Origin of the sequence: Pseudomonas sp. NPDC089395, assembly GCF_044749525.1 — a bacterium.
GTDB lineage: Bacteria > Pseudomonadota > Gammaproteobacteria > Pseudomonadales > Pseudomonadaceae > Aquipseudomonas.
Genome location: NZ_JBIVID010000001.1, coordinates 100,027 through 121,136, shown reverse-complemented (window position 1 = coordinate 121,136; position 21,110 = coordinate 100,027). Strand labels below are relative to the sequence as shown.

General features: G+C 65.2%; 16 protein-coding genes and 1 pseudogene. 6 read left to right on the top strand and 11 right to left on the bottom strand.

Annotated elements, in window-relative coordinates; genetic code table 11:
• Positions 1 to 198: 198 nt before the first annotated feature.
• Complete coding sequence (locus tag ACIPZG_RS00590; protein WP_400709163.1) at positions 199 to 420, top strand: DUF3820 family protein; 222 nt, start codon at positions 199 to 201, stop codon at positions 418 to 420.
• Positions 421 to 478: 58 nt separating this feature from the next.
• On the opposite strand, the gene ACIPZG_RS00585 is transcribed toward ACIPZG_RS00590, so the two are convergent.
• The 3 genes from ACIPZG_RS00585 to ptsP are packed head-to-tail and all read right to left on the bottom strand — an operon-like array spanning position 479 to position 6,009.
• Positions 479 to 2,212, bottom strand: coding sequence for a PTS fructose-like transporter subunit IIB (locus ACIPZG_RS00585; protein ID WP_400709160.1), 1,734 nt, complete (start codon positions 2,210 to 2,212; stop codon positions 479 to 481).
• Positions 2,209 to 3,156: a 1-phosphofructokinase gene (gene pfkB, locus ACIPZG_RS00580; RefSeq protein ID WP_400709157.1), complete on the bottom strand. Its 948-nt coding sequence runs from the start codon at positions 3,154 to 3,156 to the stop codon at positions 2,209 to 2,211. The genes ACIPZG_RS00585 and pfkB overlap by 4 nt, the downstream gene beginning before the upstream one ends.
• Positions 3,157 to 6,009 (bottom strand): phosphoenolpyruvate--protein phosphotransferase, encoded by a 2,853-nt coding sequence (gene ptsP / locus ACIPZG_RS00575; protein ID WP_400709154.1) that lies wholly within the window; start codon positions 6,007 to 6,009, stop codon positions 3,157 to 3,159.
• A 293-nt stretch (positions 6,010 to 6,302) separates the two neighbouring features.
• On the opposite strand from ptsP, the gene cra reads away from it, so the two are divergent.
• The gene (cra, locus tag ACIPZG_RS00570; RefSeq protein ID WP_400709151.1) at positions 6,303 to 7,298 is read left to right on the top strand and encodes a catabolite repressor/activator; all 996 of its coding nucleotides are present in this window, start codon (positions 6,303 to 6,305) and stop codon (positions 7,296 to 7,298) included.
• 2 nt (positions 7,299 to 7,300) lie between these two features.
• Positions 7,301 to 8,077 (top strand): TatD family hydrolase, encoded by a 777-nt coding sequence (locus tag ACIPZG_RS00565; RefSeq protein ID WP_400709148.1) that lies wholly within the window; start codon positions 7,301 to 7,303, stop codon positions 8,075 to 8,077.
• 35 nt (positions 8,078 to 8,112) lie between these two features.
• On the opposite strand, the gene ACIPZG_RS00560 is transcribed toward ACIPZG_RS00565, so the two are convergent.
• The 5 genes and pseudogenes from ACIPZG_RS00560 to ACIPZG_RS00540 form a co-directional block, all read right to left on the bottom strand.
• On the bottom strand, positions 8,113 to 8,817 hold the full coding sequence (locus ACIPZG_RS00560; RefSeq protein ID WP_400710834.1) for a methyl-accepting chemotaxis protein: 705 nt from the start codon (positions 8,815 to 8,817) through the stop codon (positions 8,113 to 8,115).
• 153 nt (positions 8,818 to 8,970) lie between these two features.
• Positions 8,971 to 9,174, bottom strand: a pseudogene (locus tag ACIPZG_RS00555) (HAMP domain-containing protein); the annotation flags it as partial.
• Between the two features lie 1,118 nt (positions 9,175 to 10,292).
• Positions 10,293 to 11,123, bottom strand: coding sequence for a regulatory signaling modulator protein AmpE (gene ampE / locus ACIPZG_RS00550; RefSeq protein ID WP_400709145.1), 831 nt, complete (start codon positions 11,121 to 11,123; stop codon positions 10,293 to 10,295).
• A complete protein-coding gene (gene ampD / locus ACIPZG_RS00545) occupies positions 11,120 to 11,692 on the bottom strand; it encodes a 1,6-anhydro-N-acetylmuramyl-L-alanine amidase AmpD (RefSeq protein ID WP_400709142.1) in 573 nt (190 codons plus the stop codon). The genes ampE and ampD overlap by 4 nt, the downstream gene beginning before the upstream one ends.
• 100 nt (positions 11,693 to 11,792) lie before the next feature.
• Positions 11,793 to 13,949 carry a DUF1631 domain-containing protein gene (locus ACIPZG_RS00540; RefSeq protein ID WP_400709139.1) on the bottom strand — a complete coding sequence of 719 codons (2,157 nt, stop codon included), beginning with the start codon at positions 13,947 to 13,949 and terminating at the stop codon, positions 11,793 to 11,795.
• Positions 13,950 to 14,191: 242 nt separating this feature from the next.
• Between ACIPZG_RS00540 and nadC the strand changes: the two genes are divergently transcribed.
• A complete protein-coding gene (gene nadC / locus ACIPZG_RS00535) occupies positions 14,192 to 15,040 on the top strand; it encodes a carboxylating nicotinate-nucleotide diphosphorylase (RefSeq protein WP_400709136.1) in 849 nt (282 codons plus the stop codon).
• 87 nt (positions 15,041 to 15,127) lie between these two features.
• Here the strand turns inward: nadC and trxB are convergent, their stop codons facing one another.
• Positions 15,128 to 16,090: a thioredoxin-disulfide reductase gene (gene trxB, locus ACIPZG_RS00530; RefSeq protein WP_008097075.1), complete on the bottom strand. Its 963-nt coding sequence runs from the start codon at positions 16,088 to 16,090 to the stop codon at positions 15,128 to 15,130.
• 332 nt (positions 16,091 to 16,422) lie between these two features.
• Between trxB and cysZ the strand changes: the two genes are divergently transcribed.
• Complete coding sequence (cysZ, locus tag ACIPZG_RS00525) at positions 16,423 to 17,151, top strand: sulfate transporter CysZ (RefSeq protein ID WP_400709133.1); 729 nt, start codon at positions 16,423 to 16,425, stop codon at positions 17,149 to 17,151.
• 31 nt (positions 17,152 to 17,182) lie between these two features.
• Here cysZ and ACIPZG_RS00520 read toward each other — a convergent pair whose 3' ends face one another.
• A complete protein-coding gene (locus tag ACIPZG_RS00520) occupies positions 17,183 to 18,499 on the bottom strand; it encodes a methyl-accepting chemotaxis protein (protein WP_400709130.1) in 1,317 nt (438 codons plus the stop codon).
• A gap of 178 nt (positions 18,500 to 18,677) precedes the next feature.
• Between ACIPZG_RS00520 and ACIPZG_RS00515 the strand changes: the two genes are divergently transcribed.
• Entirely contained in the window at positions 18,678 to 19,892 is a 1,215-nt protein-coding gene (locus ACIPZG_RS00515; RefSeq protein WP_400709127.1) for a glycosyltransferase family 4 protein, read from the top strand.
• On the opposite strand, the gene ACIPZG_RS00510 is transcribed toward ACIPZG_RS00515, so the two are convergent.
• Positions 19,861 to 20,964, bottom strand: coding sequence for an NADH:flavin oxidoreductase (locus ACIPZG_RS00510; protein ID WP_400709124.1), 1,104 nt, complete (start codon positions 20,962 to 20,964; stop codon positions 19,861 to 19,863). The genes ACIPZG_RS00515 and ACIPZG_RS00510 overlap by 32 nt on opposite strands.
• Positions 20,965 to 21,110 lie beyond the last annotated feature (146 nt).

The window sequence follows — 21,110 nt, the reverse complement described above, 5'->3', positions numbered from 1 at the left end:
GGCAAAACTCCTTGGCAGGTGAAGGTCAGGTATACCGGAGCAGCCTTCGTGCCAAGCCGTTAATAAAAATTAATCCCTTTTGAATCAATTAGTTAGTGATTGACTAAAAAATGGGGGAAACGGCGTTATGCATGATTGCCGCTTGGGCGCTCGTGCAGATTGCAGTATGGTCAGCGCATTTCTCCTGCAGGCATTGCCATGAATCCGGAAAAACTCGAACTGCTGGTCACGCGCACCATGCCCTTTGGTAAATACCAAGGGCGGATCATTGCCGATCTGCCAGGTGACTACCTGGCGTGGTTCGCGCGCAAGGGGTTTCCGGCGGGGGAACTTGGGGGGTTACTGGCGTTGATGCACGAAGTCGACCACAACGGGCTGGGGGATTTGCTGGTGCCGTTGCGGCAGAAGCATCGGCGTTGAGTCAGTTGTGGCCCTTTCGCGGGCTTGTCCCGCGAAAGGGCCAAGGCGGTCTTGATCTTCAGCCCTTCACCGGCGCCACCGCCAACTCCACCCGCTCACTTTTCTTGATCAAGGCATACACCACCGCTGTCAGCAGGCTGCCCGCCACGATCGCCAGCAGATACAGCAGCGCATGGTTGATCGCATTGGGGATCAGCAGCACGAACAGCCCCCCATGCGGCGCCATCAGCTTGCAGCCGAAATACATCGACAGCGCCCCGGTCAACGCGCCACCGGCCACGCTCGCCGGGATCACCCGCAGCGGGTCTTTGGCAGCAAAGGGGATCGCCCCCTCCGAGATGAAGCACAAGCCCAACGCCAACGCCGCCTTGCCCGCCTCGCGCTCGCTCTGGGCAAACTTGCGCCGGGCCAGGAACGTGGCGATGCCCAAGCCAATCGGCGGCACCATGCCGGCGGCCATGGTCGCGGCCATCGGCGCGTAGCTCGACGAGGCCAGCAGTCCGACCGAGAAGGCGTAGGCGGCCTTGTTGATCGGCCCGCCCAGGTCGACACACATCATGCCGCCCAGCAGCAGGCCAAGGAGGATCGCATTGGTGGTACCCATGCTGTCGAGAAAGTGCGTCAGCCCTTCGAGCATGGCCGCCACGGGCTGGCCGACCACGTAGATCATCACAAGGCCGGTGAACAGGCTGGCCAACAGCGGAATGATCAGGATCGGCTTGAGTGCATCGAGGCTGCTCGGCAGGCGCGCCCAACGGGCGATGGCCTTGGCGCTGTAACCGGCCAGAAAGCCGGCGATGATGCCGCCGATGAAACCGGCGCCCAAGGTGCCGGCCAGCAAGCCGCCGATCATCCCCGGGGCAAGGCCCGGACGGTCGGCGATCGACCAGGCGATGTAGCCCGCCAGCAGCGGCACCATCAGTTTGAACGCAGCCTCGCCACCGATCTGCATCAAGGCGGCCGGCAGGGTGCCGGGCACCTTGTAGGCCTCGATACCGAAGACGAACGACAAAGCGATCAGCAAGCCGCCGGCCACCACCATCGGCAGCATGAACGACACGCCGGTGAGCAGATGCTTGTAGACCCCGGCCTTCTCGGCCTTGCCGGCAGCGGCGCTGACAGCCGTGTCGCCTGCGCTTTCCACCTTGGCCTCGGTCAGGGCCTTGTCCAGCGTCGCCCGCGCCTGCTTGAGCGCGATGCCCGTGCCGCAGCGGTAGATGCGCTTGCCGGCGAAACGGGCCGTGGGCACCTCGATATCGGCAGCCAACAGCACCACATCGGCCTCGGCGATGGCCTGAGCCGAAAGCGGGTTGCGTGCGCCGACCGAGCCTTGGGTTTCCACGGTGAGCGAATAGCCCAGCTGCTGGGCGGCCTGCTGCAGGGACTCGGCAGCCATGAAGGTGTGCGCCACGCCGGTCGGGCAAGCGGTGACCGCGACAATGCGCGCAGCCGCTGGCGGCTGCACGAGGGCAGGCACATCGACTTGAACCTGGGCGTTGGCGGCAGCCTGGTCGAGAAACCCTTCGCGGTCGGCCAGGGCCTGGGCCGGCGTGCTCTGGTACACACGCTTGCCGGAAAACCGGGCCAGGTCCAGCGCACTGGTGCTGACCACCAACACCCAGTCGGCATCGGCAATCTGCTCGGGGGTGAGCTGGCGCTCGGGATGCGTGGCGTCCACGACTTCGACGCAGGTTTTCCAGCCGCGGCGCTGGGCGGCAGCCGCCAGCAAGCGCGCACTCAGCACGCTGGACACCTGACCGTTGGGGCAGGCGGTGACAATGGCAATGTTCATCGGCAACCCTCTTGTTGTTCTGTCAGTTGCACGGCGGCTTCCAGGCGCGCCAGGTGTTCGCGGTCGCAGATACCGAAGCCCACCTGAGTCACCGCCTGGGCGGCGATGGCGGTGGCGCGGCGCAGGGTCTGCGCCGGGGCTTCGGCCAGCAGCAGGCCGTGGATCATGCCCGCCACCAGTGAATCACCAGCACCCACGGTGCTGGCCACACGGACGTGCGGCGGCTGGGCATGCAGCGCCTGGCCAGCCGCGAACCAGCTGACGCCCTGCTCGCCCGCCGACACCACCACATGCGCGACACCACTGGCCAGCAACTGCTCGGCGGCGGCGCGCTGTTCGGCAGGACCGTCCACGACCAGGCCGAGCACTTCACCGAGTTCTTCGGTATTGGGCTTGACCAGCCAAGGTGCGCTCTGCAGACCGGCGCGCAGAGCGTCGCCGCTGCTGTCGAGGGCGACTTTCAGGCCCTGCGCCTTCAGTTGTTCGAGCAATTGGCGAAACCACTCCGGGCTGATGCCACGCGGCAGGCTGCCGGCCACCACCACGGCGTCATGCCCCGGTGCTATCGCCTGCAGCCGGCGCAACAGGGCCGCACGGGCGGCGTCATCGACCTGCGGCCCTTGCCCATTGATGTCAGTGACCCGGCCATCGGCCTCGACCAGCTTGAGGTTGCTGCGCGTTTCGCCGGGGACGCGGACAAAGCAGTCGGCAAACCCGCGCCGCTCGATCAGCGCCTCGAACGGCTGCAGGTTGTCTTGGCCAAGGAAGCCACCGACGGTCACGCTGTGCCCCAGGTCGGCCAGTACCTGGGCCACGTTCAGGCCTTTGCCGGCGGCGTGGCTGAGCTGGTCGTGGGCACGGTTGACGTGCCCCGGGCGCAGGGTGTCGAGGCTGACGGTGATGTCCAGCGCCGGGTTCAGGGTCAGGGTGAGGATCTTGGCCATTCAGTAACGCTCCACCAGCGCGCGAACCGCCGCGGCGCTGTCCTGTTGCAGGGCCTCGCGCGCCAGGGCGCGGGCCGTCGGGTGATCGGCCTGGCGAACCAGGGCTTTGACTTCGGCAACGCTGCGTGCGGCCACGCTCAGCTCATCGACATCCAGGCCCAGCAGCACGGCCACGGCCTGCGGGTCGGCGGCCAGTTCGCCGCACACGCCCACCCACTTGCCGTGGGCATGGGCGGCGCGCACGGTCATGTCGATCAGGCTCAGCACCGCCGGGTGCAGGCCATCCGCCTGCGCCGAGAGACTCGGGTGGCCACGGTCGATGGCCAGGGTGTACTGGGTCAGGTCGTTGGTGCCGATGCTGAAGAAGTCCACCTCGCGCGCCAGCTGTGGCGCCAGCAACGCCGCGGATGGCACCTCGACCATGATCCCCAGTTGCAAGTCGGCGACCGGAATTTCTGCGCGCAAGCGTTCGACCATCGCCCGCGCTTCACGCCATTCGTGCACCTGGCCGACCATCGGGAACATGATCCGCAGCGGGCGCTGGTCGGCGGCGCGCAGCAGCGCGCGCAGCTGGTCTTCCATGATCTGCGGCCGCTGCAGGGTCAGGCGCACCCCGCGCACGCCGAGGAACGGGTTGTCTTCGGTGGGAATCGGCCAGTAGGGCAAGGGTTTGTCGCCGCCCACATCGAGGGTCCGGACCACCAACGGACGTCCGCCCAGACCGTCGAGCACACGGCGGTACTCGTCTTCCTGGGTGGCGACGTCCGGTGCCTGAGGGTGGGCCATGAACAGCAGTTCGGTGCGCAGCAGGCCGATGCCTTCGGCGCCCTGCTCGACCACCTTGTCGATGCCGCTGCTTTCGCCGATGTTGGCGAACACCTCGACGGCATGGCCGTCGCGGGTCACTGCCGGTGCGTGGCGATCGGCCCAGGCCGCTTGCAGACGCTGCTCGCGCTGGTCGCGTTCGGCCAGCGCGCGCTGCAATTCATCAGCTGGCGGCGCAACGCTGAGGGTGCCGCGCTGGCCATCGAGCAGCAACGGGGTGCCGGCCTGCAGCTGCAGCACCGCCGCCCCCGCGCCGACCACTGCCGGAATGCCCAGGGCCCTGGCGACAATCGCGCTATGGGCAGTGGCACCGCCATGGGCGGTGACGATGCCGGCGACCCGTGCCGGGTCCAGGCGAGCGACATCGGAAGGGCCGACTTCGGCCATCACCAGCACGTAGGCTTCCTCGGGCTCGGCCTGGGCCTGCACGCCACACAACTGCGCCAGCACCCGACGCCCGACATCGCGCAGGTCGGCAGCGCGCTCGGCCAGCAGCGCATCGTGCAGCGCCTCCTGCTGGCGTGCCGCCGCTTCGATGACGGCCATCCACGCGGCTGCGGCACTCTCGCCCTGGGCCAGGCGCAGCTCGACATCGTCGCTCAGCGCGGGGTCGGCGAGCATTTCCTGGTGGGTGACGAAGATCTCGCCAATGGCTTTGTCGCTGCGCTGTACCAGCGCCTGCAGCGCGTTGTTCACCGCTGCCATGGCCTGCTGCAGCTTCAGCCGTTCTTGCGCAGGCGACTCGCCACGCAATGGGTAGTCGATCTCGCGTTCGACGCAGACATGCGCCGGCCCACTGGCAATCCCCGGTGCCGCGCCCACGGCCTGGATCCGGCTGCCCGCAGCCGGTGCCTGAAGTACGTCAACGGGTGCTGGCGTAACCTGCATGGCAGCTTCTGGCAGTGGCTCCACCTCCTCGCCCAGGCCTTCCTTGATCGCCGCCAGCAGCACTGGCAAGGCGTCGTTGGCGATGGAAGGCTCGGCGGTCAATTCGAGTACTTGCCCTCGACGGGCACCCAGGCTGAGCAACTTGCTGAGGCTTTTGACCGACACTGCCGGTTGCGCGCTGTCCAGCACGCGCAAGCGAATCTCGCCGTCGAAGCCCTTGGCCAGTTGCGCGAGAATCTTCGCCGGGCGGGCATGCAGGCCATGAGGGTTGGCCAAGGCGATGCGCGCACTGGGCCAGTCTGCCGGCGTCTCGCCACCCAGCACTTCGAGCACCGCGCGGCTGCTGGTCGCCTGGTACAGCGTCTGACCCCGACCTTCGATCAGCACTTCGCAAAGACGCTCCAGTAGCGCCTGGTGCGCAGCCCCGAGGCTGGCCAGGCAGAACACGCCATTCAAAGGTTGATCGCGATGACGCAGGGGTTGCTGCGGGGTGACGAACGCCAGCCCCGGCTGGCGCACCTGGCGCTCGCTGTGCAGCCACCACAGGCCCTCGCCCAGGGGCAGCGGCTCGGCCTGTTGCAGCACGGCGGCAAAGCCGCTGTCGACGCAACCGGCCCGTTGCAGCAAGCGCGCACCGCGCCAGGCCAGCTCGTCGAAGTCTTCGGCGGGCAGGTTCAGGCCGACCAGCTGCGCGTCCAGGGCCAGCTCTTGTGGCGCACTTTGCAATAGCTTGAGCAGCGCCTCGGCGGAGTTGGCCCGGCGCAAGGCCTCGGCCAGATCGGTCTCGCCCAGGGCACGGGTCAGCAATTGCAACAGGCGCAGGTGTTCATCGGAGCGGGCTGCAATGCCAATGGCCAGGTAGACGATCTGGCCGTCACCCCAGTCGACGCCTTCGGGAAACTGCAGCAAGCGCACCCCGGTGGCATGCACCAGGTCACGGGTCTGCGGGGTGCCGTGGGGGATGGCGATGCCCTGGCCAAGGAAGGTCGAGCCTTGCGCCTCCCGCGCCTGCAGGCCTTGCAGGTAGCCTTCGGCGACCAGGCCATCGGCCACCAGCCTCTGCGCCAGCAAGCGCAATGCCTCGGCCTTGTCGGCGGCCGTCTGGCCCATGGCTATCTGCTCTTTGGCGAGCTCGAGCATGACCTTCTCCTTTTGCAGCCCCTTGAAGTAAATGCCGGGTACTGAGGTATTGTTGTGAAATTCACGTCTTCAGCCAGTTCAGCGGCCTTGCACGCGCGGCAGCCGAGGCAGAAAAATATTCAGCTGAAACGTTTAATCTGACCAAGTGGCCACGTTACTCGATAATCTTCCAGGGAAAAAGCCCCATCCTGTCGGACAATTGCGACAATGGTCGTCTGCGCGTGGCAGCCTGCTCGGGTCAAACTACTCGGTCCTGTCCCACGACCAGTCCCGGTAATAACAAGGAAAACTCGGTGAAACTCAGCGATATCGCCCGTCTGGCCGGTGTGTCCGTGACCACTGCCAGTTACGTCATCAATGGCAAGGCCGAACAGCAGCGCATCAGCAACAGCACTGTCGAGCGTGTGCGCGCGGTGGTCGAGGCCCATGGCTTCACGCCCAACCCACAGGCCGCAGGCCTGCGCAGCCGGCACACCCGTACCTTGGGCTTCATTCTCCCGGATCTGGAGAACCCCAGCTACGCCCGCATCGCCAAACAACTGGAACAAGGCGCCCGCGCCCGTGGCTACCAGTTGCTGATTGCCAGCAGCGACGACCAACCAGACAGCGAGCGCCAACTGCAGCAGCTGTTCCGTGCTCGGCGCTGCGATGCCCTGTTCGTCGCCAGCTGCCTGCCGCCAGAAGACGACAGCTACCGCGAATTGCAGGATAAAGGCCTGCCGGTGATCGCCATCGACCGACGCCTGGACCCGACGCACTTCTGCTCGGTCATCAGTGACGACCGCGATGCCAGCCGCCAGTTGGCCGGCAGCCTGTTGGCCACCGCGCCGCGCAGCATCGCGTTGATCGGCGCGCGTCCGGAGCTGTCGGTCAGCCAGGCCCGCGCCGGCGGTTTCAACGAAGCTTTGCAAGGGTTTGCCGGCGACGTGCGTCGTTACGAGGGCGAGGCCTTCAGCCGTGCGTGCGGCCAACGCCTGATGGCGCAACTGATCGATGAGTTGGGCGGGTTGCCAGAAGCCCTGGTGACCACGTCCTATGTGCTGCTGCAAGGCGTGTTCGACACGCTGCAAGCGCGCCCGGCCGATTCGCGCCACCTGCAACTGGGCACCTTCGGCGACAACCAGCTGCTCGACTTCCTGCCGCTGCCGGTCAATGCCATGGCCCAGCAGCATGGCCTGATCGCCGCCACAGCGCTGGAACTGGCCTTGGCCGCGATCGAAGAAAAACGCTACGAACCCGGCGTGCATGCCATTGGTCGAACCTTCAAGCAACGCATTGCAGCAGGCTGAACATGCGCCTGATCGACACCCACACGCACCTGGACTTCCCTGACTTCGACGCCGACCGCTCGCGCCTGCTGGCCAATGCGGCGGCGCGCGGCGTGCAGCGGATGGTGGTGCTTGGGGTGTACCAGGCCAATTTCCAGCGGGTCTGGGACCTGGCGTGCAGCGAAGCGCGCGTGCAGGCGGCACTTGGGTTGCATCCGGTCTACCTGGACCAGCATCGCCCCGAACACCTGGTTCAGTTGCGCGAATGGCTGGAACGCCTGCACGGTGACCCGCGGCTGTGCGCCGTGGGCGAGTTCGGCCTGGACTATTACCTTGAAGATCTGGACAAGGCGCGCCAGCAGTCATTGTTCGAAGCACAGTTGCAAATGGGCTGTGACTTCGCCCTGCCCGTCCTGCTGCATGTACGCCGCAGCCATGCCCAGGTGATTGCCACGCTCAAGCGCTACAAGCCTGCGCGGGCGGGGGTCATTCATGCCTTCGCCGGCAGTTATGAAGAGGCGCGCGAGTACATCAAGCTGGGTTTCAGGCTTGGGCTGGGCGGTGCGGCGACCTGGCCGCAGGCTTTGCGGTTGCGCAAGACCATTGCGCGGTTGCCGCTGGAGAGCATCGTGCTGGAGACCGACTCGCCGGACATGGCGCCAGCGATGTTCGCCGGGCAGCGCAACAGCCCCGAGCACTTGCCTGAGATTGCCGGGGCGCTGGCCGAGCTGATGGGCATCGAAGCAGAAGTCTTGGCGGACGCCAGCAGCAAGAATGCCTGTGAGTTGTTTGGCTGGTAGCACTTGCCCCGCGAAAGGGCCGGCATTGACCAAACCTAGACCTTGAATGCCCCAATCACCCGCTTCAACTCCACCACCTGCTGCGACAACGCCCGGCTGGCATCCTCGGTCTGGCAAGCACCCAGCGTGGTGTCCTGCGCCGCCCGGTTGATCGCGACAATATTGCGATCGATGTCGTGGGCCACCGCCGTCTGCTGCTCGACCGCCGCCGCGATCTGCTGGTTCTGCTCGACGATCCCCCCCACCGCCCCCAGGATATTGCCCAGCGCCTGCTGCACCTGGCGCGCTTCCTCGACCGTCGCCGTCGCCATCTGATGGCTGCTGCCCATGGCCCGCACGGCCGCACCGACACCGTCCTGCAGGCGCTGGATCATCTGCGCGATCTGCGCCGTGGAGTCCTGGGTACGCCTTGCCAACGTGCGCACCTCGTCGGCGACCACGGCAAAGCCCCTGCCCTGCTCACCGGCCCGGGCCGCCTCGATGGCGGCATTGAGCGCCAGCAAGTTGGTCTGTTCGGCAATGCTGCGGATCACCTCCAGCACCTGGCCAATCGCCTGGCTGTCGTCTGCAAGCTGGTTGATCGCCAGTACCGTCTGGTCGATTTCGGCAGCCAGCCGGCCGATGCTGCCCTGCTGGCTTTGCACCAGGCTACGGCCATTGGCGCTTTCGTGATTGACCTGCTGCGCACCATCGGCGGCCAGCGCCGCGCTGCGCGCCACTTCCTGGGCGGTGGCCGTCATCTGGTTCATCGCCGTGGCGACCTGCTCGATCTGCTCACGTTGGCCGCTGACCGCCTGGTTGCTCCGCGCCGATACCGCCAGCACTTGACCGGCCTGCTCCTCGACGGCCACCACGGTGCGGCCGACCTGGTCGATCAGGCCGCGGATACGCTGCACCGTTTCGCTGAAGTCCCGCCCCAGCTCGCCCAGCTCATCACGGCTGTGGGCCTGGAAACTGACCGTCATGTCACCCGCCGCCACCTTGTCCATGGCGCCGCCCAAATTGCGCAGGGTCGCCCGGGTCGATACGTAGAAACCGCCGTACAGATAGACGATCAGGGCAAAAACGCCTGCCAGCACGGTGCCCAGGCCGACCATGCGCCAGCGCTGCTCGACAAGACGCTCCTGCAGTTGCCCCTGAACAAGGGCCATGACGGCGTCGTTCAGGCGATAGGTGTGGGCCATCAGATCGGTGACCTGCTGGTAAAAGGCCGGCCAGGGCGCCTCCAGGGTTTCGGCCACCACCACCTGTTCCTCGAACAAGGCAGCCGCTTGCCTGACGGTTGCCTGGCTGGCCTTGGCGGCTGCCGCCAGGCCTGACGTGGCAGCAGGGTCACTGGCCAGGGCATCGTCCAGGCGCATGGCATAGTCTGCGGCCAGGCGCTCCAGGCGTTGCAACAGATCTTCGAAGCGAGCGCTGCCGGACGAATCGATGAACCCTCGGCCAAGCGCAACGGAACCCATCACTCGCCCTTCGCCCAAGGCTTGGTTGGCCTGGGCCGTGGCGACGCCGAGCAAATCGATCAGCTGCCGCACCGAAGCCTGGCTGTCCAGGCTCAGCCCCGACTGGCTGGCCACCTGCCTGCTCAGCACCTGGGCTTGCACCAGCGACTTGTCGAAAAGCGCAGCCTTGCTCAGCAACGACGACTCGCCCCGCGCACTGGCCAGTGTGCTGGCCAGTTCTTCGCGCTTGTCCTGTGGGACCGACTCCTCGCCTGCCAGCGCCTGCAGCTGCGCCTGGACCTTGTCCTGCAAGACTGCGATGCGCGACTCCAGGTCGCCGGCCTTGCCGGACTGGCCCAGCGCCGTATTGATCTGCACCAGGTTGCCGAGAGTCTCCAAGTCTGCGCGCAGTGCCAGGCTGCCGCTCAACGGGCCTATGCCTTGCAACTCGGCGCGGGTGAAATGGAACTGCCGGTATGCGTCGCGGACCAGGTAAACGCTGGTGGCCAGAATGGGCAGGAAGAACAGGATGCTGATCAGGCTGAACTTCTGGCCGAAGCTCAGCCGGTTCATCAGTGCGATTGCCGGGTAGAGCGAACGCTTCACGGGCACCTCCATGGATTCTTGTTATTCTGCGAGAGATAGCACTAGGCCACCCCGTTATAGCGCAGATCGAATCGGAGGTTTGTAACTTAAGGTTAACCGGCGGCTTGCCCCCATTCCTGTGGGAGCCGGCTTACCGGCGCCCACAGGGGAAAGCAGCTCAGCTCAGCTCAGACCAGCACCGTCCACAAGGCAAAGCCCGCATACCACAGCACGGCAGCGCGCAGCAGCAATTCCCACAGGCTATCCAGCCGCCCCAAGCCACGCTGGCCATCTTCTTGTTCGGGAATGTCGTCGGCAATCCGCCCGACCCTGGCCACCAGATGCGCCGCACTGATATGCCAGTTGAGCACCTCGTGCAGCATCACGCGGGTCACCGCGAGGAAGTTGCCCACCAGGGCGAAACTCATGGCCAGTAGACGGACCGGCAGCCAGTCCATCACATGGCGCAAATGCTCGGCACGAGCCTTGAGCGCAGGCTGGCCGCTGTGCTCGGCGGTCAGCGCCAGCAACCGATAAGCCAGTGCCGCCCCAGGGCCTAGCACGAAGTACCAGAAAATCACCGCGAAGAAGCCCTGGTACACCTGCCACAACAGGTTGCCCTGTACCCGCACCAGCAAGCTGTGCGGCTCGTCGGCCGCCAGCCCCAGGTCACGCTCGGCCACATGCAGCGCGGCCTGGTCGTCACCCCGCCGCCAGGCATCACGGAATGGCCCGAGGGATGCCTTGGCATCACCACGGCCCAGGCTGTAGATCAGCACCAGCAGGTGCACCGGCAAGGCCAGCAAGCCGTAGGCCACCGGGTCGAGCACATGCAGCAGCAACACCAGCACCGCCACCGGCGCCAGTACCAGAATGGCCAGGGTCCACCAGGGATGCACCTTGCCGCTGCGCTCCAGGCGTACCAGTTCACCCAGGAAGAAACCATCCCGTTGCACCTGATGGCGCAGGGCAGAGAACTTCTCGACCCACAGTGCCAGCAACAACACCAGAAAACTCATGCCTTGTCCTCGTTGTCCTTCACGTCGGCGCGGTAGCGCGGCCAATCGAAAGCCGGGCCGGGATCGGTCTTGCGTTGCGGGGCGATGTCGCTGTGGCCCTGAATACGCCCCAGGTCGATCGCCGGCCAGGCCGCCTGGATGTGCCGGGTCAGTCGCGCCAGCACGGCGTACTGGGCATCGGTATAGGGCAGATCGTCGGTGCCTTCCAGCTCGATACCGATGGAAAAGTCGTTGCAGCCTTCACGCCCGTCGAAGCGCGAAACCCCGGCATGCCAGGCACGTTCGAGCAGGGATACGAACTGAGTCACGGCGCCGTCACGCTCGACGAACAGGTGCGCCGACACGGTCAGGTGGCTGATGCTGGCGAAGTAGGGATGTTCATCGGGGTCCAGGCGGTTCTGGAAGAAGGCCTGCACCTTGCCGCTGCCAAAACAGGCGGGCGGCAGGCTGATGTTGTGGATCACCAGCAGGGAAATCGATTCGCCCTCGGGGCGGGCATTGAAGTTCGGCGAGGGGCAGTGGGTGATTCCGATTCCGTGGAACCAGCCAGTGGCACGGTCCAATTGCATGGGGAAAATCCTGAAAAACGCCGGGTACAGAACGGCAGTATGCCCTGCCCAGGCGGCGCATTGCATGTGAATCATTGTAATGCCGGCAGCGCGACTGCCTTCAATGAACCTGTTGCCGACGCAAGCTATCGAGCACGGCCCCCAACGCCCGCTCGAACAGCAGCCCGTCATCCAGCACCCGCACTGCACCGCGGCGCAACGCCAGGGCCAGGCCGGCGGCATTCCATTCGCGCACCTTCATGCCGGTACGGTTGGCAAAGACCAGGCGGTCGCTGCTGTCGAGACGCGCCACCAGCTTGCAACGCAGCGGCTCGTCATCGTCGCGCACCTCGATCCAGGTGCCGATACGCAGGTGTCGCACCACGCGCCATTCCACGGCCTGCTCGTCAAGCTGGCGCAGCGGCGCACAGGTGGGCGCTTCGGCGATGGCCAGCACGATCGCTTCATCCACCTGCACGTCGGCCAGCGCCTGATCAGGGCTACCGGCCATGCCCGGCGCCCCGACGCAGGCGCGCAGGTGCAGTTGCTCCAGCTGCAGGAAGAATTCGCGGGTGGCCGCCGAGTCCAGCGCCACACTGGCCAGGCCGTCACGCAGCGCCTTGAGCAAGCCTGGCACCTGCTGCAGCAAGGTCTCCGGCTCGGGGTGCGGCGTGATGCTGGCGAGCAGCCTGTCCATGGTCGCCAGTGCGTCGTGCCACGCCTGGGAGGCCTCGCCGTGCTTCAGCCAGGCCAGCAACAGCACCTGGCTCCAGGACTGCACCAGCATCTGCACCACCACCTGCGGCAGCGCACGCCCATGCAGGCGCTGGTTGAGCGTCTGCTGCACCTGCAGGCGGGCCTGCAAGGCACGGGCGCGCCCTTCTTCGGCGTCGCGGGTGCGTTGTTCGAGCAGCTCGTGACGACGACGCTCGTCATGGCTGAAGGCGTGGAAGTCTTCGAGCAGCTCGGCGAACAACGCCGGGTCTTCGGAGAAATCGTTGAGCAGGCGCTGGACGATCCGCTCCACCCGCGCATGCAAGCTGTCCCGCAGGCCCTCGCCGCCGGTATCCCAACCGATCGCCACGGCAGCGATCTCGTTGAGCAGGCGCCGAGCCGGGTGGCTGGCCTTGCTGAACAACCCACTGTCCAGCAAGGCCACCTTGAGCAGCGGAATGTGCAGACGTGCGAGTAGCGCACGCAGGCTCAGCGGCAGGTTGTCGTCGGCCTGGATGGCGTCGAACAGCAGGCCGACCAGGTTGATCATGTCGACGTCGGCCGTGCCGATGCACCGACGGGTACCGCTGCGCACGCTGACCCGCAACAGCAACTGCTCAAGCTGCTGGCCGAGGTCGAAGTCGTCATCCTCGACCGTGGCAGGCACGTAGCGCTGCAGGTGCGAAAGCAGGCGCAGCAGGTCGGCGGTATTGATCGGTTGCGCTGCACCATGGGCTTGCAGGCGCGGCGCGATACGCTCGCGAGCCGGCGCCAGGAGCACTTGCAGCGAGGCGAAGAACGCCTGGCCGGCGCTGTCCGCGCCAATGGCATCGTCCGCCGACAGGTTGGCCTTCACCCGCTGGGCGATCTGCCGACGGTCCTCGGCACGCCGGCGCGGTGCTGGCGTGAGCTCTGGCAGTACACCGGCGGCGGCCAGCAGCTGGTTGGCCTCGCCATAGAGCACATCGACGTCACGCAACACATAGCGTTCGAACAAGGTCAGCAGGATCAGCTTGACCCGCAGACCGACACCCAGGTTACGCCCGGCATCCAGGAAGTACCTGCACAGTGCCGCTGGCCCAAGTGGGTTTTGCCGCTCGGCCAGCGGCCGTTCGAGCAGGCTTTGCAAACGCAGGCCCAATTGTGCAAAAGCAACACCGTCACGCGACAGCACCCGCGCGACCATGCCGTCGACGGCGGCTGCGCGCTCCCGTTGCACGTTGGTGCCAAGGCTGTCGGCCTCGCCCAAGGGATCGACTTGGCCGATGTGTGCGAAGGTGGCATGGAAGCTGTCGAGAAAGCCCCGCTCGATGCTCTTGCGCTTCAGACGCAGGTCACGCATGGCTTCGAAATAGAGATGCTGGTCATGCCGGTCGAGCGCCTTGTCAGCCATCTCGAAGAGGGTGTCGTCGGCATTGTCGAACAGTGCCTGCAGGCCTAGGCGCAGTTGGAGGGCAGCCTTGTCACGGATCTGCAGGAGCAACACCGGGAGGCAAGGCAAGGGCGTGCGCGCCCCTCGATCGATGGCGGCCGCCAAGGGCACCACCTTGCCTTCTTTATGCATCCCGGACTCCTTGCTGGGTGATGAGTGCGATTGCGCAAATCATCGTCAAAGCTATGACGCCAAATACTGGGCGCCATTATCGGTAAAAAAACTGACAGCTGCCAGCGGCTCTTCGCTTGCCGCTCAAAGACCCTGCTTTTGAGCACATGCTCAGCCGGCCTGACCAAAGGTCAGCTGCAAGGCCGCTGTACACACCGGTCCCCTGCCCTATAATCGCCGGCATCTTGCTTGTGGAGCCGAACATGCCGAACCTACGCCTTGCCGACCTGACCGCCGAGATCGAAGCCAACGTGCGCCGCGCGCTGCTGGAGGACATTGGCAGTGGCGACATCACCGCGCAGCTGATCCCGGCCGAGCGCCTGGCCAAGGCCACCATCATCACCCGTGAAGATTGCGTGATTGCCGGCACTGCTTGGGTCGACGCGGTGTTCCGCCAGCTCGACCCGCGTGTAGCAGTGCACTGGCAGGTGAGCGACGGCGACCGTGCCACTGCCAACCAGCCGCTGTTCCACCTCGAAGGCCCGGCCCGTTCGCTGCTCAGCGGCGAGCGCAGTGCGCTGAACTTCCTGCAGATGCTGTCGGGCGTGGCCACCCGCGCGCGCTTTCTCGCCGACCTGGTCGGCGACACCCAGGTGCGCTTGCTCGACACCCGCAAGACCCTCCCCGGCCTGCGCCTGGCGCAGAAGTACGCCGTGACCTGCGGCGGTTGCCATAACCACCGCATCGGCCTTTACGATGCCTTCCTGATCAAGGAAAACCACATTGCCGCCAGTGGTGGCGTGGCCGAGGCCGTGACGGCGGCGCACCGCATCGCGCCGGGCAAGCCCGTGGAAATCGAGGTGGAAAGCCTCGAGGAACTGCGCCAGGCGCTGGCGGCCGGTGCCGATATCATCATGCTCGATGAACTGACCCTGGACGAAATGCGCGAAGCGGTGCGCATCACTGCGGGCAAGGCCAAGCTTGAAGCCAGTGGTGGGGTGAACGAGAGCACCCTGCGGGTGATTGCCGAGACGGGTGTGGATTACATCTCGATTGGTGCCATGACCAAGGATGTGAAGGCTGTGGACCTGTCGATGCGGTTGAGTTTGTGACTGATCGCGGGCAATAAAAAAACCGGCCAATGGGCCGGTTTTTTTTGCCAGGCGATAGGGCTGCAAAGCAGCCCCGGCGAAGTCAAATCAGAACGAGGCGTTGGCCAGCCCGTCCAGGTAACGCTCGACATCCAGCGCCGCCATGCAGCCCGCGCCCGCCGAGGTGATCGCCTGGCGGTAAACGTGGTCAGCCACGTCACCGGCGGCGAACACGCCTTCGACGTTGGTCGCGGTGGCGTTGCCTTCACGGCCACCGTTGACCACCAGGTAGCCGTCCTTGAGGGTCAGCTGGCCTTCGAACAGCGAGGTGTTCGGGGTGTGGCCAATGGCGATGAACACGCCGTCGACCTTGATTTCGTCGCTGCTGCCGTCGTTGTTCTTCAGACGCGCACCGGTCACGCCCATGTTGTCACCCAGCACTTCATCCAGGGTGGCGTTGAGCTTGAGCTCGATCTTGCCTTCGGCCACACGGGCGTTGAGCTTGTCGACCAGGATCTTCTCGGCGCGGAAGGTCTCGCGACGGTGCACCAGGGTCACCTTGCTGGCGATGTTGGCCAGGTACAGCGCCTCTTCCACGGCGGTGTTGCCGCCGCCGACAACCGCTACCGGCTTGTTGCGGTAGAAGAAGCCGTCGCAGGTTGCGCAGGCGGAAACGCCTTTGCCCATGAACGCTTCTTCCGAGGGCAGGCCCAGGTAACGCGCGCTGGCGCCAGTGGCGATGATCAGCGCGTCGCAGGTGTACTTGCCGCTGTCACCCTGCAGGGTGTACGGCTTGTTGGCCAGGTCGACGGCATTGATGTGGTCGAAGACGATCTCGGTCTCGAAGCGCTCGGCGTGCTCCTGCATGCGCTGCATCAGCGCCGGGCCGGTCAGGCCGTGGGGGTCGCCCGGCCAGTTGTCGACTTCGGTGGTGGTGGTCAGCTGGCCGCCGGCCTGCATGCCGGTGATCAGCAGCGGCTTGAGGTTGGCGCGGGCGGCATAGACCGCGGCGCTGTAACCGGCAGGGCCGGAACCGAGGATGATGACGCGCGAATGACGTACTTCAGACATGTCGAACTCCTGTCGAGCGGGGCGCAGGGGCCAGCATCGGGATACCGGCGGCGCCAGCTGGAAAGTTAAAAAGGACCCACGCAGCACTTGGGGAAGGCTACAACGCGCAGGTCCAGAAAGCGGAAAGTTGAGCGCACTGTAGCGAGGTGGCAGAGATTAAGGAAATATCCTTCGACAATCCACCTCATAGGCATCCTCTATCTGCGGATTTCATCGGTCAAAAACCGCTCTGGGGCATTTGTTACAGGTGGTTTCTTCATGGTCGCCTGCCTTTCGTCGGCGCAACAAACTCGGTAAGGTCAGCGCGTTTTCCTTCTCTGCGGAGCGTCTCAATGCAAGCCCCTGTCCTCTCTGGCCCCCAGTACCTGCGCGAAGGCCTGAAACTGGTGCTGAGCCCCAACCTGCGGTTGTTCGTGCTGCTGCCTCTGGCGATCAACCTGCTGCTGTTCGGTGGCCTGATCTACTTCGCCGGGCACCAATTCAGCCTGTGGCTCGACAGCCTGATGCCGACCCTGCCGGACTGGCTGAGCTTCCTCAACTACATCCTCTGGCCGCTGTTCGTCGCCTTGCTGGTGCTGATGGTGTTCTTCACCTTCACCCTGGTGGCCAACATCATCGCCGCGCCGTTCAACGGGTTCCTGGCCGAAAAGGTCGAGGTGGTGGTGCGCGGCCAGGACAACTTCCCGGCATTCAGCTGGGGTGAACTGGTGGCCATGGTGCCGCGTACCTTCGGCCGCGAGATGCGCAAGCTCGGCTACTTCCTGCCGCGCGCCATCGGCCTGTTCATCCTGTCGTTCATCCCGGTGGTCAACGTGATCGCCGCGCCGCTGTGGCTGATCTTCGGCGTGTGGATGATGGCCATCCAGTACATCGACTACCCGGCGGACAACAACAAGATGAGCTGGCAGGACATGCTGGCCTGGTTGCGGCAGAAGCGCTGGCAAAGCATGGGCTTCGGCGGGATCACCTATCTCGCGTTGATGATCCCGTTCGTCAATATCCTGATGATGCCTGCAGCGGTGGCGGGCGCGACGTTGTTCTGGGTGCGCGAGCGCAACTGAAGACCATGGCGCCGCATCGCGGCGCCTTTGTTCACTGGCTCAGCTGACTGGAAAACTGCCCCACCGCATCAACCACCCTCTTCGCCCCTTCCTGAATCTCGACGATCACCCCACCGGTATCCGCCGCCAGCGCCAGTCCCTGTTCGGCCTGGCGCTTGCTGGTATCGATGATGTCCACCGCCGCCTGAGCCAGCTGCTCGTTCTGCTGTACCACCTTGGCGATCTCTTCGGTGGCGCTGCTGGTGCGCGATGCCAGCTGGCGCACTTCGTCGGCGACCACGGCAAAACCGCGGCCCTGTTCACCGGCGCGGGCGGCCTCGATGGCGGCGTTGAGCGCCAGCAGGTTGGTCTGGCCGGCGATGTCGCTGATGGTCTTGATGATCGCGCCGATCACCTTCGACTGCTTGTCCAGCGCCTGAATGCCTTCAGCGGCGTCCTGCATCGAGCCCTCCAGGCCGCGCATCACTTCCACGGTCTGGGTCACCACATCGGTGGCCTTGCGCGCACTGTGGTCGGTTTCCAGCGAGGTGGTGTAGGCGATGTCCGCGGCCTGCGCCACGGCTTGCTCCTGGTTGACCTGATCGGTGATGACGGTGGCGAACTTGACCACTTTGTACAACACGTCGTGGGTATCGAAGATCGGGTTGTAGGACGCTTCCAGCCAGACGGTGCGCCCATGGGCGTCGACGCGCTTGAATCGTTCGGCCACGTATTCGCCGCGGCGCAACTTGTCCCAGAACGCCTGGTAGCCCGCAGAGCTGGCCTCCTCCGGCTCACAGAACATGCGGTGATGCTTGCCGCGTACCTGCTCCAGGCTGTAACCCAGGGTTTGCAGGAAACGCTCGTTGGCCGTCAGCACCTGGCCATCGAGGTTGAATTCGATCACGGCGGTGGAGCGCATCAATGCCTTGATCAGGCTCTCGTGCTCGCGCGAGGTCTCGATGGTGCGGGTCAGGTCACTGGAATGCATGGAAAAGTACTTGATGCGCCCGTCTGCGGTCCTGACCGGTTGCAGGATCGAGCGCAGCCAGGCTTCCTCGCCATTGCCACGCTGCAGGCGGAACGCTCCGTTGAGGTGCTCACCACGGCTGATGGCGTTTTTCATGCGCTGGTAGAAATCGAGCTTCTTCACATGCGCCGGCACGATCTCTTCGATGTTGCGTCCGATCAGTTGTTCGGCACGGTAGAGCATCTCTTTTTCGAAGTTGCCATTGACCTCCTCGATGCGACCCTGGGGGTCGAGTTGCAATACCAGCATTTCGCTGTCCAGGCTGCGCTTGACCTGCTCGACGCACAGCAGCTCCTCACGCAGTTGCTGGATTTCTTTCTTGAGCTTGCTGTTGAACATTCCCGCTCTCCCGGAGCGCATAACCTGATCGAATGCAACTTCATCGGCTGCCCGGCGGGGGATCTTGAGCAGCCTGCAAGCAAAAATTCACACAGCTGAAATGGCCGGAGTTCAGCCGTCATCTGCATGTCATGCGGCCGTCACAAGCGCGCAATGCAGCAGGCGGACACTTTTTCTCATGAATACACCTGCCCTACGCATCACCCTGGTCAGTGAGACCTTCCCCCCCGAAATCAATGGGGTGGCCAATACCCTTGGCCGCCTGAGCGACGGACTGCGCCAGCGTGGCCATCACGTGGAGATCGTACGGCCGCGCCAGGCGGGCGAAGTGCCTGTGGATAACGACCAGCAGCTGCTGCTGTGCCGCGGCTGGGCGCTGCCCGGCTACCCCGGCCTGCAGTGGGGCGAAGTGTCGATGCACACCCTGCTGCGGCGTTGGCGCAGGCAGCGCCCGGACGTGCTGTACATCGCCACGGAAGGCCCGCTGGGGCTCAGCGCGCTGCGCGCGGCCCGGCGCCTGGGCGTACCGGTGGTCAGTGGTTTCCACACCAACTTTCCGCAGTATTCCGGCCAGTATGGCCTTGGCTTGCTAGCGCGCCTGCTCACCCACTACCTACGCTGGTTCCACCGGCGCACCGTCGCCACCCTGGTGCCCAGCGCCAGCCAACGCGTGGAACTGGAACGCCGCGGCTTCGAGCGCCTGGCGCTGATGGCCCGTGGCGTCGATGCCTGCCTGTTCAACCCGGCCCGGCGCAGCCAGGCACTGCGCGAGGCCTGGGGGCTTGGTGCGGATGACATTGCAATACTGCATGTCGGGCGCCTGGCCGCGGAAAAGAACCTGGCACTGCTGCGCCCTTGCATGGCGGCGCTGCAGAAAACTTATCCACAGCAGCGCTTGCGCCTGATCGTCGTCGGTGACGGCCCCCAACGGGCAGCCCTGGAACAACAACTGCCGGAAGCGCTGTTCTGCGGCGCGCAGCGGGGTGAGACCTTGGCCGAGCATTACGCCAGCGGCGACCTGTTCCTGTTCCCGAGCCTGACCGAAACCTTCGGCAACGTGGTGCTCGAAGCCATGGCTTCGGGCCTGGCGGTGGTCGCCTATGACGAGGCCGCCGCTGCGCAGCATATTCGCCATGGCCACAGTGGTGCCCTGGCCATGCCCGGCGACCAGGCGGCCTTCATCGATGCGGCCTGCTGGTTGCTGGAGGAAAGCGAAACCTTGCGCCGGGTTCGACTCAACGCTCGCCAGCATGCCAGCCGTCAAGGCTGGCCAGCGATCGTCGAGCAGTTCGAGATGCACCTGAGCAATGCCTGCCGCGCGCTGCCCGCCAGCAGCCCGGTGACAGACACTGCCTTGGCCATCAAGCCAGGGTCGACAGCGCCTCGCGGCTGAACGGCAGCACGTCTGCCTCACGGCCCTGGCGCACTTTCTGCGCCCATTCGGCGTCCACCAGCAAGGCCCGGCCCACCGCCACCAGGTCGAACTCCTCGTCGCCCAGGCGGCGCAGCAGGCCTTCCAGGCTGGCTGGCTTGGCCACTTTGTCGGTATCGACCATGAACGGCAGGAATTCGCCATCGAGCCCCACGCTGCCCACGGTGATGGTCGGCTTGCCGGTCAGTTGACGCGTCCAGCCGGCCAGGTTCAATGCCGAGCCTTCGAACTCCGGCTCCCAGAAACGCCGAGTGGAGCAGTGGAAGATATCCACACCCGCGTCGGACAGTGGCTTGAGGAAGGCGGCCAAGGCTTCTGGCGTTTCCACCAGGCGCGCACTGTAGTCCTGCTGCTTCCATTGCGAGAACCGGAAGATGATCGGGAAGCCTGGCCCCACCGCTGCCCGCACGGCCTGGATCAGTTCGATGGCGAAGCGCGAGCGGCTAGCCAGGTCGCCACCGTATTCATCGTCACGGCGGTTGCTGGCGGCCCAGAAGAACTGGTCGATCAGGTAACCGTGGGCACCATGGATCTCCACGCCATCCATGCCGATGGCCTGGGCATCACGGGCAGCCTGGGCGAAGGCAGCGATCACTTCACGGATATCGTCGTGGCTCATGCCCTGCACCAGTACCTGGCCATCCTTGACCTTCTCGCTCGGCCCGTAGCCCGGCACGCTGGCGTCCGGCACAGTGCCCAGGCGGCGCACCGCGCCGACGTGCCAGAGCTGCGGGACGATTCGCCCGCCTTCGGCATGGACCGCGTCGACCACCTGCTTCCAGCCTGCCAGGGCGTCTTCACCGTGAAAGCGCGGAACATTGGGGTAACCGTTGGCGGCCTTGTGCTCGACCGTGGTGCCTTCGGTGATGATCAGGCCCACGCCAGCGGCGGCGCGGCGTCGGTAGTACTCGACTACACCGGCATGGGGGACGCCACTGGGGCAGAACGTACGGGTCATGGGCGCCATGACGACACGGGTCGGCAGCTCGAGCGCGCCGAGGGTGAAGGGTTGAAACAGGGGATTGGTGGACATGGGCGCTTCCGTCTGGGGGAGGAAATGCGCCTGAGGTTAGGGGCAGTGAGGAGCTGAGCACAGCATTATTGATTTGAGTGATTCTGGTGTATCGCCGGCAAGCCGGCTCCTACAGTATCAGCGGCGCCACTGTAACTTGTGGGAGC